This is a genomic window from Mesorhizobium sp. M4B.F.Ca.ET.203.01.1.1 (assembly GCF_004791025.1).
GTDB classification, from domain to species: Bacteria; Pseudomonadota; Alphaproteobacteria; order Rhizobiales; family Rhizobiaceae; genus Mesorhizobium; species Mesorhizobium abyssinicae.
In genome coordinates this window covers 664,981-678,935 of sequence record NZ_SRUO01000001.1, presented here as the reverse complement: position 1 = coordinate 678,935, position 13,955 = coordinate 664,981, and the positions used below count along the sequence as shown (strand labels likewise).

Here is a 13,955-nt window from a genome sequence, read left to right as displayed (position 1 = left end):
GCCCGGAGCGATAGCGCAGGGCCGGGCCCGGCAGGGCAGAGAGGGGTGCGCTTGGCACCTGCCTGCGTGTAGCATGCATTTCGGACCCCATCTCCTCCTCGCCGCCCTCGAAGGCCTCGTCACTTCCGCCGTGCTGGCGCTGACGGCGCTTGGCCTGTCGCTGGTGTTCGGCGTCATGCGCGTCGTCAATGTCGCCCATGGCGAGTTCTTCATGCTCGGCGCGGTGCTGGCCTGGGCGCTCTCGACGGCGATCTCGGGCCATCCTGCACTCGGCTTCGTCGCCGCGCTGGTCATCGCGCCGCTCATCGTCGGCGCGGTCGCGCTGGTCGCCGAGCGGATGGTGCTGCGCCGGCTCAATTACAATCCGGAAGCCACCATCGTCGCCACGATCGGCATGCTCTACATCATCCAGCAGCTGGCGCTGACCTTCTACGGTCCGGAGGCGCGCCCGGTCGAGCCGCCCTTCAGCTACCGCATCCTGCTGCCCTGGTTCGGCTATTCCGGCTACAAGCTGTCGGTGGTCGCGGCCTCCGCGCTGCTGCTCGTCGCCACCTGGCTGGTGCTGACACGGACCAAGGTTGGGCTGCTGATGCGCGCCACCCAGTATGACAGCGAGACCGCGCAAGCCTTCGGCATTCCGGTCGACCGCGTCTATGGCGGCGTCTTCGCCCTCGGCGCCATGCTGGCGGCAATAGCCGCGGTGCTGATCGTGCCGATCAGCCAGGCGCATTATCTGATGGGTCAGGATCCGCTGCTTTTGTCCTTCATCGTCGTCATCATCGGCGGCCTCGGCTCACTGCGCGGCACCCTCGTCGCCGCAGTGCTGATCGGCCTGTCGGACGGCATCATCTCGATGTTCTTCTCGCCGACGCTGGCCAAGATCATCGCCACACTTGTCGTTGCCATGGTGCTGGTGTTCCGGCCGCAAGGCCTGTTCGGGACGGCCTCGCGATGACGGAAGCTTCGCCGGCAAAGGCCTATTCGCTGCATCTCGGCGTCATCGCCCTGCTCTTCGCGCTGAGCTTCGTGCTGCCGGATTATCATCACGGCCTCATCGCCCGCATCATGGTGCTGGCGGTGTTCGCCATGGGCTACAATCTGCTGTTCGGCTATGTCGGCCTGCTCAGCCTCGGCCATGCCATGTTCTTCGCCGCCGGCCTCTATGGTGCGGGCTTAAGCGTCTATCATCTCGGCTGGAGCGTGCCGGCCGCCTTCCTCGCCGGCATCGCCTGCGGCGCGCTGCTGGCCCTGGTCATCGGCGTGCTGGCGCTGCGCACTTCGGGTGTGGCGTTCATGATCGTCACCATGATGTTCGCGCAGGTGTTTTCGCTGCTCATGCTCTATTTCGCCGTCTGGACCGGCGGCGACCAGGGCCTGGTCGTTCAGCAAGCGGCGCGGGTGCTGACCCTGGGCGGCACGACCCTCGACCTCACCAACCCGACCGTGCGCTACATGAGCGCGCTGGCCCTGTTCTCCATCGTCCTGCTGGCGACGCTTGCCGTCGTCCGCTCCCGCTATGGCCGCGTGCTGGTCGCCGTCCGCGAGAACGAGGAGCGGACGAAGATGCTCGGCTACGACACCTTCTCCAACAAGCTCGCCGCCGTCGTCGTCTCCGGCACCATCTGCGCGGCCTCCGGCGCGGCCTACGCGCTTCTGTTCGGTTATGTCGGCTCCAGCTTCGCCTCGGTGCAATATTCGATCCTGCCGCTGCTCTGGGTGCTGCTCGGCGGCGCCGCCACTGCGCTCGGGCCCCTCATCGGCACGCTGTTCATGTACTATGTCACCGACATCACCAGCGGCTTCACCTCCGCCTATCTGCTGATCGTCGGCGTCGCGCTGATCCTTCTGGTGCTGTTCTTCCCCAAGGGGATCATGGGCAGCATCCGCCAGCGCTGGCTCGGGTGGCTGCCATGATGCCGCTTTTGACCACCAGGGGCCTGTCCCGCAATTTCGGCGGCCTGCGCGCCGTCGACAATGTCGACTTCGCCCTGATGCCGGGCGAAATCCGCGCCGTCATCGGCCCCAACGGCGCCGGCAAGACCACCTTCGTCAGCCTGGTCAGCGGACGTATCCCTCCTTCGTCCGGGATGATCGTCTTCGACGGCGCCGACATCACCGGCCTGCCGGCCTACAGACGGGTTCGCCTTGGCGTCGCCTACACCTTCCAGATCACCAGCGTCTTCGCCAATCTTTCCGCCTACGACAATGTCGCGCTGCCGGTGCAGCGCACGCTGACCGACGGCCGCTCCAAGGGCGCGGTCAAGGCCGGCGTCATGGCCGCGCTCGAGCGCACCGGCCTTGCCGATCGCGCCCATATGCCGGCGGGCCAGCTCTCCTATGGCCACCAGCGGCTGCTCGAAGTGGCGATGGGCCTGGCGCTCAAGCCGCGCCTCCTGATCCTCGACGAGCCGACGCAAGGCCTGGCTGACAGCGAGATCGACAATTTCATCGAGCTGGTGCGCGAGATCGCCAAAAGCGCCACCGTGCTCCTGATCGAGCACAATATGCCGGTCGTCATGCAGCTTGCCGACCGCATCACCGTCTTCAATGCCGGCCGCATCCTCGCCGAAGGCACGCCGGAGCAGGTGCGCGAGAACCGCCAGGTGCAGGACGCCTATCTCGGGGCCGGCCATGACTGAGGCGGGGTCCAAGGCGCTGGCCATTGCCGGGCTCGACTGCTTCTACGGCGAGGTCCAGGTCCTCTATGGGCTCGACCTCGTGCTCGAGAAGGGCGAGGTGCTCTGCCTGTTCGGCCGCAACGGCGCCGGCAAGACGACGACGCTGAAGGCGATCATGGGCCTGGTTCCGGCGGCCGCGGGTTCGATCAGGCTGGACGGCACGGAGCTGACCAGCTTGGCGGCGCACGACGTGCCGAAAGCCGGCGTCGCCTATGTGCCGCAGGGCAGGCGGTTGTTCGCCGAGATGACGGTGGCGGAAAACATCGAGATCGGCCTGATGGCGCGCGGCAAGGGCAAGGCCGTGCGGGAAAATGTCCTCGACCTTTTTCCATTGCTGCGCCAGCGCCTCAGGCAGCGCTCCGGCACGCTGTCCGGCGGCGAGCAGCAGATGCTGGCCATGGCGCGCGCGCTCTGCCTCGAACCGCAGGTGCTACTGCTCGACGAGCCGACCGAAGGGCTGATGCCGTCGATGATCGCCAAGATCCGCGAGACGGTGGCCAAGCTGCGCGAACGCGGCGTCTCCACCATTCTGGTCGAGCAGCGCGTCGATGCGGTTCTTTCGGTCGCCGACCGCGTCTGCTTCATCGAGAACGGCCGCAACCGCGAGACGGTCGATGTCGAGCAATTGCGCGCCGATCCGTCGGCGGTGCGGCGCTATGTGGGGGTGGGTTGAGGCGGACGGCGGTTCAACCCCTAGGCGTCCAGCGCGCCGATTGCTTTCGCGCGTGCAAATGCCAGGCCGGCAATTGCGAGATCGCCGACCGCCATGCCACGAAAAACGAATGCTGTTCGCTCACGCGCGCCTTGGCGACCCGGCAGGTCGCCACCGACCAAACCCGTCAGGTCGCCGGCCACGAGTTCGGGCCTCACCATCGGCTTGCTCATCTGCGCCTCTTGCGCCAGATCGTCTATGACGATGCGATCGAAGATGGCCATGCTTTCAGGCACCCAGGGCAGGGCCAGATCGGTCATGGTGGCGAAGGCTCCGGTCTGCAGCCATCGCGCATCCAGAAACGGAGCGGGCTCGGGTATCAATGTGACTGTCGTCACCACGATGTCGGCGGATTCGACCGCCGCCTTGGCAGTATCGCTCGCTACCGCGGTCAGACCACGCGCCTCGGCCATCCGACACAGTGCTTCACCACTGGCTTTGCTGCGAGCAAAGGCCCGGATCTCCTGCAGCGGAAAAAGATCGGCCAGAACTTCGAGATGAGCGCGCGCCTGCACGCCGCATCCGATGAACGCGACGCACGCCGAGTCGGCGCGGGCCAGACGCCTGGCCGCTACCGCGCTCAGCCCAGCCGTGCGCTTCGAAGTCACCCAATTGCCGTCGACCAAGGCAAGCGGCAGTCCTGTCTCAGCGTCGAGAAGGGTGACCAGCGAGTTCAGCGTTGCAAGTCCCCGCCCGGAGTTGCGGGGATTGACCACCAGCGACTTGGTGGCCAGCACCCGGGGTTCGGTCGCGACGGCGAGAGTAGCCATGATGTAGCGGTCGTCGCCCGGCAGTACCACCGCCTTCGGCGCACACCATACTTCGCCTCGCCTCTGACCGATGATCTGCCGCTCGATTTCGTCGACCACGTCGGACGTGGAAATCGCCAAGCTGTCCAGGAATTCGGCTGACAGATAGGGCAGGCTCTCGGCTTTGATGGTCATCGTCGCCCCAAGAATGGCTTGCGTTCGATAAGCATTCCTCAGGTTCAATCGAACCTATCCCGCACCTCGCTTCGCCAATAGCAGAAATTGCTGACCGCGCATACGCAAGCGCTATCGGCCGCCAGCGACCCCCATGCCGGTGGCCGCCGAACTCAACCGAAGAACAGAAGTCCCGCGATCAGAAACGTCGGGATCAGCACTGTTCCCGACCACGCCATATAGCCGAAGAAGCCCGGCATCTTCACGCCGCGATGCCTGGCAATCGCATAGACCATGAAGTTCGGGGCATTGCCGATATAGGTGTTGGCGCCCATGAACACCGCGCCTGCCGAGATCGCCGCAAGCGTGGTTGCGAATTCGCCCATCAGGCGCTGCGGATCGCCGCCGGCAAGCTCGAAGAACACCAGATAGGTCGGCGCATTGTCGAGAAAGGACGACAACGCTCCGGTCAGCCAGAAATAGGCGAGGTCGTTGGGCTGGCCGGAATCGGAGGTGACAAGCGCGACCAGCGGCGCCAGCGCGCCATCATGGCCGGCTCTCAGGATGGCGATCACCGGCACGATTGCGATGAAGATGCCGGCAAACAGTTTCGCCACCTCGGCGATCGGCCCCCAGGTGAAGCCGTTCGCCTCGCGATGGCTCTTGCGCGAGACGGCGAGCGAGGCGAACGCCAGCGCCAGGATGACGGCGTCTCGCGCCAGGTTCTGCAGCTCGAGCCCGACGCCGAAGATGGAAAAACTGACGCCCGGCTTCCAGGTTGCGGAGAGCAGGATCGCGCCGATGACGCCGGCCAGCAGCGGCAGGTTGGCGACGCCGCGCAGGCGCACGGTCTTGTCCGGCGTCGGATCCTTGATCTTCGCCATACCGGCCTCGCGTCGGTGCAGCATCGTGTCGATCGCCAGGAAGACCAGGAGCACCAGGCTGCCGGTGAACAGCGTCTCGCGCCAGAGATTGGCGGTCGTCCAGAAGAAGTCGACGCCGCGCAGGAAGCCGACGAACAGCGGCGGGTCGCCGAGCGGCGTCAGCGAGCCGCCGATGTTGGAAACCAGGAAGATGAAGAAAATCACGACATGCGCGTTGAACGGCCGGTTGTCGTTGGCGCGCAGGATCGGCCGGATCAGGATCATCGAGGCGCCGGTCGTGCCGATCACCGAGGCAAGCAGCGCGCCGGCAAGCAGAAGCCCGGCGTTGACCAGGGGCGTGCCGTGGATGTTGCCGGCAAGCAGGATGCCGCCCGAAATCGTGTAGAGCGCGAACAACAGGATGATGAACGACATGTATTCGGTGAGCAGCGTGTGCAGCACCGCTTCCATGGCCGAAGGGATGCCGAAGGCGATCGCCAGCGGCATCACCACCAGTGCCGCCCAGCCGGCCGCGATCTTGCCGTAGTGATGCTCCCAGACATGGTGGAAGAGCAGGGGGCCGGTGGCGATCGACAGCAGCAGGCCGGCAAATGGCAGCACCCACCAGAGCGACATCGCCGCGCCGGGCAGTTCGTGGTCCGCCGCTGCGAAGGCGAATTGCGGAAACAGAAGGACAGCCAGGGCGGGTAGGCCTGCCGTCAGTGTCCTCGCCAATTGTTTGAAGCCCCCTCGACGCTCCACAGTCCGGTCAGTCCGACAGGTGGTCTTCGAGCACCACGCCGGCATCGCGCATTCGCGTCAGCATCGCATTGACCGAGCCGTTGAGGTCGATGCCGCGGCAGGCGTCTAGCCGCACGGTTGTCTTGAAGCCCTGCTTCACGGCGTCCAGCGCCGAAAAGGCGACGCAGAAGTCGGTCGCCAGCCCGACCAGCGTCACCTTGTCGACGCCGCGTTCGCGCAGATAGCCGGCCAGGCCGGTCTGGGTCGTGTGATCGTTCTCGAAGAAGGCCGAGTAGCTGTCGATCGCCGGGCGGAACCCCTTGCGGATAACCAGCTCCGCCTTGGTCCAGGCAAGCCCGGAATGAAAGTCCGAGCCGAGGCTACCCTGGATGCAATGGTCGGGCCACAGCGTCTGCGGCCCGTAGGGCATCTCGATGGTCTCGAAGGGCTGCTTGCCGGGATGGCTGGAGGCGAAGCTCGAATGGCCGGCGGGGTGCCAGTCCTGCGTCAGCACGACGTGGTCGGTTCGCCGGATCAGGTCGTTGACCAGCGGCACGATCTCGTCGCCGCCGGCCACCGCCAGCGCGCCGCCCGGGCAGAAGTCGTTCTGCAGGTCGATGACAACAAGCGCTTCGTCGGCCATGGGGCCTCCTTCTCGTCTCGGCGTAGGCTTTGATAGAATGCCGCTGTCGCGACCGGACGCAGAAACTCGACCAGATGGCGGGCTGCGTCAACCTCCAGCGGCATAACAATCGCGTGGAGACCGTCAGCCTGTGCGGCGACAGGAAACTCCGGCTTTGACAATTCCTGCCGACTTGATATCATTTGCATACGAATGAATTTTGGCCGGTGGGACGCCGGCAGGTTCCCTCGCAAGGGCACCTTTCTGGGAAGGCAAAGCGTGATCCGTTACGCGAAACCCACCACGGTCGACGAGGCGCTCGCCTTGCTTGGCGAGGATCGCTGGCGAATCCTGGCCGGCGGCACGGACTTTTACCCGGCGCAAGGCAACAAGCCGTTTCGCGATAACATCCTCGACATCAACGGCCTGACAGCGCTGCGAGGAATCGCGGAAAGCGAGGCGCATTGGCGGATCGGCGCGCGCACCACCTGGACCGACCTCGTCCGCCATCCGCTTCCGGCGGCCTTCGATGCGCTGAAGGCGGCGGCGCGGGATGTCGGCTCCGTGCAGATCCAGAATGTCGCCTCCATCGCCGGCAATCTCTGCAACGCTTCGCCCGCCGCCGATGGCGTGCCGGCGCTGCTGGTGCTCGACGCCGATGTCGAGTTGCGATCGGCGAAGGCGACGCGCCATCTGCCGCTCGGCGCGTTCATTCTCGGCAATCGCCGCACCGCCCTGGCGTCGGGCGAGATGGCCACCGCCATTCGCATCCCGAAACCGGCGGCTGCCGGCACATCTGCCTTCGTCAAGCTCGGCGCCCGACGCTATCTAGTCATCTCCATCGCCATGGCGGCGGCGCGCCTTGTCGTCGACGATGGCGCCGTCGCTGAAGCGGCCATCGCCGTCGGCGCCTGCTCGGCGGTCGCCAGGCGGCTCGCGGGTGTCGAGGCGGCCTTGCTCGGCCTGCCGGCCGACGATGCCCTTGCCGGCGCGGTGCTCGCCGCGCCGATCGACGAACTGTCGCCGATCGGCGATGTGCGCGGCAGCGCCGAATACCGGCTCGACGCGGCGCGCGAGATCGTCGCCCGCGCCGTCGCCGGCGCCATAGGCCACGCTGCTGGCGATAAGGTGGCCGCATGAGCCAGGTTCAGCCTCTTGTGAGCGTAGACCAGTCCGGCACGGGCATGGAACGCGCCGACATCGCCTTCGAGGTCAATGGCGCCGCCGTCAGCGTCTCCGTGCCGCCGGTCCGCCGCCTTTCCCAGGTGCTGCGTGACGAATTGGGGCTGACCGGCACCAAGGTCGGCTGCGATGCCGGCGATTGCGGCGCCTGCACCGTGCTGGTCGACGGCAACCCGGTCTGCGCTTGCCTGGTGCCGGCGGCCTCCGTGTCGGGCGCGACCCTGACCACGGTCGAGAGCCTTGCCAATGGCAGGCTGTCGGCGCTGCAGGCTTCCTTCCTCGAGCACGGCGCGGCGCAATGCGGCATCTGCACGCCCGGCCTGCTGGTGGCGGCGACCGCGCTTCTCGAACGCAACCCGCAGCCGAGCGAGGCCGAGACCCAGGACGCGCTGGGCGGCGTGCTCTGCCGCTGCACCGGTTATCGGAAGATCGTGGCGGCGGTGATGGATGCCTGGCGCCACGTCGATGGGCTTGACCATCGCATGCCCGAGACGGGTCGCGCCGTCGGCGCCTCGCCGATCCGCCTCGATGGCGTGCCGAAGGTCACCGGCGATGAGAAATTCGGCGGCGACTCCTTTCCGGCCGATGCGCTCGCCGTGCTGGTGGTCCGCTCGCCGCACTATCGTGCCCGCTTCGCCTTCGGCGACATCGGGGCCTGGGCGGACGCCCGTCCCGGCATCGCCGGCGTCTTCACCGCCGCCGACATTGCGGGCCACAACTGCTTCGGCGTCATCGGTCCCTTTGCCGACCAGCCGGCGCTCGCGGAAGGCGTCGCGCGCTTTCGCGGCGAGGCGGTTGCGCTGGTGGCGGGCGAGCGCGAAGCGATCCTCGATCTCGATCTGACGGATTTTCCGGTTTCATGGACCGAGCTGCCGCATGTCCTGCAGCCCTCGGATGCGAAGGCCGATGGCGCGGCGCTGCTGCACCGGCACCGTCCGGCGAACCTGCTCACCTCCGGCTTCGTCGAACGCGGCGATCCCGACGCAGCGCTTGCCGGCGCCGCCGTCACCGTGTCCGGCGCCATCGAAACCTCCTATGTCGAGCACGCCTATATCGAGCCGGAAGCCGGCTATGCCTACATGGACGGCGACACGCTCGTTGTCGTCGCCTGCACCCAGGCGCCCTATATGGACCGTGACGACACGGCGAAGGTGCTCGGTCTTGCCGTCGACAAGGTGCGCATCGTGCCGACCGCCACCGGCGGCGGCTTCGGCTCCAAGCTCGACGTCTCGCTGCAGCCGCTGATCGGCCTGGTGGCGATGAAGACCGGCCGGCCCGCGGCCCTCGCCTACACCCGCAACGAATCCATGATCTCGACCACCAAGCGCCATCCCGCCGAGATGCAGGCAACCGTCGGCGCCGATGCCGAAGGCCGCGTCACCGGCATGGTCTTTTCCGGCGATTTCAACACCGGCGCCTATGCCAGCTGGGGGCCGACGGTCGCCAATCGCGTTCCGGTGCATGCCTCCGGCCCCTATTTGACGCCGAACTACCGTGCCGAGGGTCGCGCCATCCACACCAACGGCCCGATCTCCGGCGCTTTCCGCGGCTTCGGCGTGCCGCAGGCGACGATCATGCAGGAGACGCTCTACGACGAGCTGGCCGGCAAGCTTGGCCTGGATCGCCTCGATTTCCGCTTGAAAAACTGCCTTCGTAACGGATCCGAAACGGTAACCGGGCAGCGCCTGGAATCGGGCGTCGGCATCGGCGAATGCCTGGAATCGCTTCGCCCGCATTGGGCTCGCGCGCTGGCCGAGGCCGAAGCGTTCAACGCCGCCGGCGAGGACAGAAAGCGTGGCGTCGGCGTCGCCTCCTGCTGGTATGGCTGCGGCAACACCTCGCTGCCCAACCCTTCGACCATCAAGGTCGGCATCTCGGCCACGGGCGAGGTCGTGCTGCATCAGGGCGCCGTCGACATCGGCCAGGGATCGAACACCGTCATCACCCAGATCTGCGCTGATGCGCTCGGCCTGCCGCTGGACAGATTCCAACTGAAGAGCGCCGATACCGCGATCACGCCGGACGCCGGCAAGACGTCCGCCTCGCGCCAGACTTTCGTCACCGGCAAGGCAGCCGAGAAGGCCGGCAGGGCACTGCGCGAGCAGATCCTGCGCTTCGCCAATGTCTCTGACCGTGCGACCCTCGCGCTCGACGGCGTCAGCATCTTCATCCGCGAGGGCGACGCGGCGCGGCGCATCGATCTGTCTGAGCTGAAGGCTGACGCCGCCGGACTGGTCTTCGTGGCGCAAGAAACCTACGACCCGCCGACGCTGCCGCTGGACGCCAAGGGCCAGGGCAAGCCTTACGCCGTCTACGGCTATGGCGCGCAGCTCGCCGAGCTCGAGGTCGATCTCAAGCTCGGCACCGTGAAGCTGATCAAGATCACCGCCGCGCATGATGTCGGCAAGGCGATCAATCCCGTCCTGGTCGAAGGCCAGATCGAGGGCGGCATCGCGCAAGGCATCGGCATGGCGCTGATGGAGGAATACATCCCCGGCCGCACCGAGAACCTGCACGACTATCTCATCCCGACCATTGGCGACGTGCCGCCGGTCGAGCACATATTGGTCGAGGTTCCGGACCCGGAAGGACCCTTCGGCGCCAAGGGCCTGGGCGAGCATGTGCTGATCCCGACCGCACCGGCGATCCTCAATGCCATCCGCCACGCCACCGGCGTTCTGGTCACCAAGGTGCCGGCGACACCTAGCCGCATCCGCGCGGCGATCCGCGACAAGGAGGCACGCCGATGAGCGAGCTTGCCGAACGTTTCGAAACCCACGACCCCGGCGAGAAGCAGGTGGCGGAGAAGATCCGCTGCGATGCCTGCCCGGTCATGTGCTACATCGCCGACGGCCGCACCGGCGCTTGCGACCGCTACGGCAATATCGGCGGCCGCATCGTGCGCATGGATCCGCTGACCATCCTCGACCACGCCGCCGAGACCGGTGGCGCCGTCGTGCCGTTCGTCGCCGAGGGCGAGGCCTGGAACGGCGAGCTGGTCAACACTGGGCGCCGCTTCGTCACCGCGATCGGCGCCGGCACCACCTATCCCGACTACAAGCCGGCGCCCTTCATCGTCAGCCAGGAGGTCGAGGGCGTCGATCTCGTCACCGTCGTTACCGAGGGCATCTTCTCCTACTGCGGCGTCAAGGTGAAGATCGACACCGACCGCCACATCGGCGACGAGACGGCGACGGTACGCTCGGAAGGCGAGGCGATCGGCCACGTCACGACAGGCGAATACGGCTCGCAGATGCTGTCGCTCGGCGGCGTGCATCACCTGACCGGCGGCTCCAAGCAGGAAGGTCGCGCCACATGCGACGCGCTGCTCAACCTCTGCAACCGCAAGCCGGTCGAGCTTACCATCGATGGCGGCGCGACGGTCATCGTCGAGGCCGGCAAGGCGCCGGTCATCGACGGCAAGGTCGAGCATCGCATGCGCGTCGGCTGCGGCTCGGCCACCATCGGCATGTTCGCCACGCAATGGCGCGGGCTGGTCGACGAGGTGGTGGTGGTCGACGACCACATCACCGGCGTCGTTTCCGAGCACCAGGCCGGCAAGGTGCTGGGCTGGCAGGACACCGGCATCAAGATCATCGGCCGCCGCTCGACGCCTGGCCGCTACTTCAAGGTTTCGGAGCCCGGCCTCGGCTGGGGCGGCACCTCGATCTCCGACCCGCTGTCGATCCTGGGCGACTGGAACGCCAAGAAGGGCGCGCGGCCCGGCCTGTCGCTGCTGATGGTTTCCACCACCGGCGAGCAGTTTGCCTACTACGAGCTCGACGATGACCTGAAGCCGGTCGAAAAGCCGTTCCCCGAACGGCTGCAGAAATCCGTCGGCCTGATCGAGGACAATTGCGAGCCGGCGCTCTGCACGGTGCTGTTCATCGGCGGCGCCGGCGGCTCGCTGCGCGCCGGCGTCACCGAGAACCCGGTCAACCTGACCCGCTCGGTGCAGGGCCTGAAGACTTACGTGACCGTCGGCGGCGCGCCGGTCTATGTCTGGCCGGGCGGCGGCATCACGCTGATGGTCGACGTCACCCGCGTGCCGGAAGGCGCCTTCGGCTATGTGCCGACGCCGGCGCTGGTGGCGCCGATCGAATTCACCTTGCGCCGCGACGACTATGTCAGGCTGGGCGGCTACGAGGCAGAGATCCGCAGCGTCGGAGATATCCTTGCGAAGGGTGGCGAGTACCTCAACCCGCGCCACGGCACCGGCGCTCCCGTCAACAATCCCTGGCCGCCGCTGGCGCAGTTGCGGCGGGCAGCGGCGAACGGGGCCGGAGGATGAACAGCCCGCAGGCGCATTGGCTTGCCGACGGCAGGCGGCTCCATCTCAACCATGGGCCGATCGACCTGATCGTCGAGGCCTTTGGCGAGCCGGATGAATGCCGGGCCGCCTACACCCAGGCCGTCGCGCGGTTCGAGACCATCCTGATTGAGTTGGTCAAGGAGCTTCCCGAATTGCGGCTCCCGGCATTTTTCCTGGCGCCGCGCGATTTCGCGGGGCCGACGGCGCGCCGCATGGAAGCAGCCGTCATGCCGCTGGCGGAATGCTTTATCACCCCGATGGCCGCTGTTGCCGGTTCGGTAGCCGACGAAATTCTGGCGGCGCTGCTCGCCGGCCGCCGGCTGGACCGCGCCTATGTCAACAATGGCGGTGATTGCGCCCTCCATCTCAGCAGCGGCCAGTCGATGATATCGGCCATTGCCGGCACCGGGCATGGCATGGCCGATCGCGTTACCATACGCGCCGAGGATGGCGTTCGCGGCGTGGCGACCAGCGGCTGGCGCGGCCGTTCGTTTTCGCTGGGTATCGCCGATGCCGTCACCGTCCTGGCGCGGACCGGTGCCGACGCCGATGCCGCCGCAACGCTCGTCGCCAACGCCGTCGACCTGCCCGGTCACCCTGCGGTCGAACGGGCGCTGGCGCGCGATCTCGCGCCCGACAGCGATCTCGGCGATCGGCTGGTGACGCAGGGCGTCGGCGCGCTTTCGCCGGGCGAAGTGGCGCGGGCGCTGGACAACGGGCTTGCCGTCGCCGAAGATTTTCGCCGGCGCGGCCTGATATCGGCCTCGGCGCTGTTCCTTGCCGGTGAGACACGCATCAGTGGTTCGGTGGCGCTCGCCGCGCCCAACAAGCATACAGCGAAGGAAACTGCCCATGCCTGAATTCCCGATCCGCAAGATCGCCGTCCTGACCGAAGAGATTTTTCACGATGGCGGTCCAGTCGCGGCAGCGCCACGCCGCCGTGCCGCTGCCTTGGCGGTGGTGAAGAACCCCTTCGCCGGCCGCTACGTCGAAGATCTGCAGAGCGCCATGGACGACCTGAAGCCGCTCGGGCTGCTGCTGGCCGATCGGCTGATTGCGGCGCTTGGCGGCGACGTCAAGCAGATCGACGGCTACGGCAAGGGCGCCATCGTCGGCTCCGCCGGCGAACTGGAGCACGGCGCGCTGTGGCATGTGCCGGGCGGCTACGCCATGCGCGAGCGGCTCGGCGATGCCAAGGCGATCGTGCCGTCGGCCAAGAAGGTGGGCGCCTTCGGTTCGCGGCTCGACGTGCCGCTCGGCCACATCAACGCCGCCTATGTGCGCAGCCATTTCGACGCCATGGAGGTCGGCATAAGCGATGGGCCGCGTCCCGACGAGATCCTGTTTTGCCTCGCCATGACCTGCGGCCCGCGCGTGCACGACCGCATGGGCGGCCTCGCGGCCAAGGACATCAAGGCATGGGACGGGCTGAGATGAGCGGCGAGGACAATCTGCTGCGGCTGGTCGAAGCCGAGGAGCCGGACGAGAACGGCTATCACCTGCAGGACCAGGTCGGTTTCATCCTGCGCAAGGCGCATCAGCGCCATGTGGCGATCTTCGCCTCGCAGATCGGCGATCTGACGCCGCCGCAATTCGCGGCTTTGGCCAAGCTCCACGACATAGGCGAGACCTCGCAGAACCAGCTCGGCACGCTGATCGCGATGGATGCCGCCACCGTGAAGGGCGTCATCGACCGGCTGAAGGCGCGCGGCCTGGTCGAGCTTTCCAAGCACGAGGTCGACAAGCGCCGCCTGCTGGTCAATTTGACGGCGCAAGGCCGCGAGGCGATCGAGCGGCTGATCCCGCTTGCCCGCGCCATCACCGAGGAGACGCTGGCGCCGCTATCGGCCAAGGAAGCCGCCACCTTCATGCGCCTGCTGGCCAAGCTGGCCTAACCGGCAGCGGCGGTTCCTGGATACGAA

Annotated in this window: 13 protein-coding genes; 10 read left to right on the top strand and 3 right to left on the bottom strand. The window is 66.9% G+C overall.

Going from position 1 to position 13,955, the window contains the following annotated elements; genetic code table 11:
* Positions 1-73 precede the first annotated feature (73 nt).
* From EN846_RS03130 to EN846_RS03115, 4 genes are read left to right on the top strand one after another with little or no spacing between them, the layout of a single operon-like run.
* Entirely contained in the window at positions 74-955 is an 882-nt protein-coding gene (locus tag EN846_RS03130; protein ID WP_127392087.1) for a branched-chain amino acid ABC transporter permease, read from the top strand.
* Positions 952-1,914: a branched-chain amino acid ABC transporter permease gene (locus EN846_RS03125; RefSeq protein ID WP_127392086.1), complete on the top strand. Its 963-nt coding sequence runs from the start codon at positions 952-954 to the stop codon at positions 1,912-1,914. Before EN846_RS03130 ends, EN846_RS03125 begins: the two co-directional genes overlap by 4 nt.
* Positions 1,911-2,639, top strand: coding sequence for an ABC transporter ATP-binding protein (locus EN846_RS03120; RefSeq protein WP_127282895.1), 729 nt, complete (start codon positions 1,911-1,913; stop codon positions 2,637-2,639). The genes EN846_RS03125 and EN846_RS03120 overlap by 4 nt, the downstream gene beginning before the upstream one ends.
* Positions 2,632-3,351, top strand: coding sequence for an ABC transporter ATP-binding protein (locus EN846_RS03115; protein WP_127392085.1), 720 nt, complete (start codon positions 2,632-2,634; stop codon positions 3,349-3,351). Before EN846_RS03120 ends, EN846_RS03115 begins: the two co-directional genes overlap by 8 nt.
* A 20-nt stretch (positions 3,352-3,371) precedes the next feature.
* On the opposite strand, the gene EN846_RS03110 is transcribed toward EN846_RS03115, so the two are convergent.
* The 3 genes from EN846_RS03110 to pncA all read right to left on the bottom strand — a co-directional run bounded on the left by EN846_RS03110 (position 3,372) and on the right by pncA (position 6,560).
* On the bottom strand, positions 3,372-4,334 hold the full coding sequence (locus EN846_RS03110) for an ornithine cyclodeaminase family protein (protein ID WP_127392084.1): 963 nt from the start codon (positions 4,332-4,334) through the stop codon (positions 3,372-3,374).
* 152 nt (positions 4,335-4,486) lie between these two features.
* Positions 4,487-5,899, bottom strand: coding sequence for a sodium:proton antiporter (locus tag EN846_RS03105; RefSeq protein WP_245493340.1), 1,413 nt, complete (start codon positions 5,897-5,899; stop codon positions 4,487-4,489).
* A gap of 46 nt (positions 5,900-5,945) precedes the next feature.
* Complete coding sequence (gene pncA / locus EN846_RS03100) at positions 5,946-6,560, bottom strand: bifunctional nicotinamidase/pyrazinamidase (RefSeq protein ID WP_127392082.1); 615 nt, start codon at positions 6,558-6,560, stop codon at positions 5,946-5,948.
* 258 nt (positions 6,561-6,818) lie between these two features.
* Between pncA and EN846_RS03095 the strand changes: the two genes are divergently transcribed.
* From EN846_RS03095 to EN846_RS03070, 6 genes are read left to right on the top strand one after another with little or no spacing between them, the layout of a single operon-like run.
* On the top strand, positions 6,819-7,679 hold the full coding sequence (locus EN846_RS03095) for a xanthine dehydrogenase family protein subunit M (RefSeq protein ID WP_128346261.1): 861 nt from the start codon (positions 6,819-6,821) through the stop codon (positions 7,677-7,679).
* Positions 7,676-10,471, top strand: a complete 2,796-nt coding sequence (locus tag EN846_RS03090) for a molybdopterin-dependent oxidoreductase (RefSeq protein ID WP_128346262.1) — start codon at positions 7,676-7,678, stop codon at positions 10,469-10,471. Before EN846_RS03095 ends, EN846_RS03090 begins: the two co-directional genes overlap by 4 nt.
* Positions 10,468-12,012 carry a 6-hydroxynicotinate reductase gene (locus EN846_RS03085; protein ID WP_128346263.1) on the top strand — a complete coding sequence of 515 codons (1,545 nt, stop codon included), beginning with the start codon at positions 10,468-10,470 and terminating at the stop codon, positions 12,010-12,012. Before EN846_RS03090 ends, EN846_RS03085 begins: the two co-directional genes overlap by 4 nt.
* The gene (locus tag EN846_RS03080; RefSeq protein WP_127282902.1) at positions 12,009-12,893 is read left to right on the top strand and encodes a UPF0280 family protein; all 885 of its coding nucleotides are present in this window, start codon (positions 12,009-12,011) and stop codon (positions 12,891-12,893) included. The genes EN846_RS03085 and EN846_RS03080 overlap by 4 nt, the downstream gene beginning before the upstream one ends.
* Positions 12,886-13,470 (top strand): amino acid synthesis family protein, encoded by a 585-nt coding sequence (locus EN846_RS03075; RefSeq protein WP_127282903.1) that lies wholly within the window; start codon positions 12,886-12,888, stop codon positions 13,468-13,470. The genes EN846_RS03080 and EN846_RS03075 overlap by 8 nt, the downstream gene beginning before the upstream one ends.
* Complete coding sequence (locus EN846_RS03070) at positions 13,467-13,928, top strand: MarR family transcriptional regulator (protein WP_127282916.1); 462 nt, start codon at positions 13,467-13,469, stop codon at positions 13,926-13,928. The genes EN846_RS03075 and EN846_RS03070 overlap by 4 nt, the downstream gene beginning before the upstream one ends.
* Positions 13,929-13,955 lie beyond the last annotated feature (27 nt).

Coding starts and splice junctions, on each gene's coding strand:
- EN846_RS03130 (WP_127392087.1), top strand. CDS start 74: ATGCATTTCGGACCCCATCTCCTCCTCGCCGCCCTCGAAGGCCTCGTC.
- EN846_RS03125 (WP_127392086.1), top strand. CDS start 952: ATGACGGAAGCTTCGCCGGCAAAGGCCTATTCGCTGCATCTCGGCGTC.
- EN846_RS03120 (WP_127282895.1), top strand. CDS start 1,911: ATGATGCCGCTTTTGACCACCAGGGGCCTGTCCCGCAATTTCGGCGGC.
- EN846_RS03115 (WP_127392085.1), top strand. CDS start 2,632: ATGACTGAGGCGGGGTCCAAGGCGCTGGCCATTGCCGGGCTCGACTGC.
- EN846_RS03110 (WP_127392084.1), bottom strand. CDS start 4,334: ATGACCATCAAAGCCGAGAGCCTGCCCTATCTGTCAGCCGAATTCCTG.
- pncA (WP_127392082.1), bottom strand. CDS start 6,560: ATGGCCGACGAAGCGCTTGTTGTCATCGACCTGCAGAACGACTTCTGC.
- EN846_RS03090 (WP_128346262.1), top strand. CDS start 7,676: ATGAGCCAGGTTCAGCCTCTTGTGAGCGTAGACCAGTCCGGCACGGGC.
- EN846_RS03085 (WP_128346263.1), top strand. CDS start 10,468: ATGAGCGAGCTTGCCGAACGTTTCGAAACCCACGACCCCGGCGAGAAG.
- EN846_RS03080 (WP_127282902.1), top strand. CDS start 12,009: ATGAACAGCCCGCAGGCGCATTGGCTTGCCGACGGCAGGCGGCTCCAT.
- EN846_RS03075 (WP_127282903.1), top strand. CDS start 12,886: ATGCCTGAATTCCCGATCCGCAAGATCGCCGTCCTGACCGAAGAGATT.
- EN846_RS03070 (WP_127282916.1), top strand. CDS start 13,467: ATGAGCGGCGAGGACAATCTGCTGCGGCTGGTCGAAGCCGAGGAGCCG.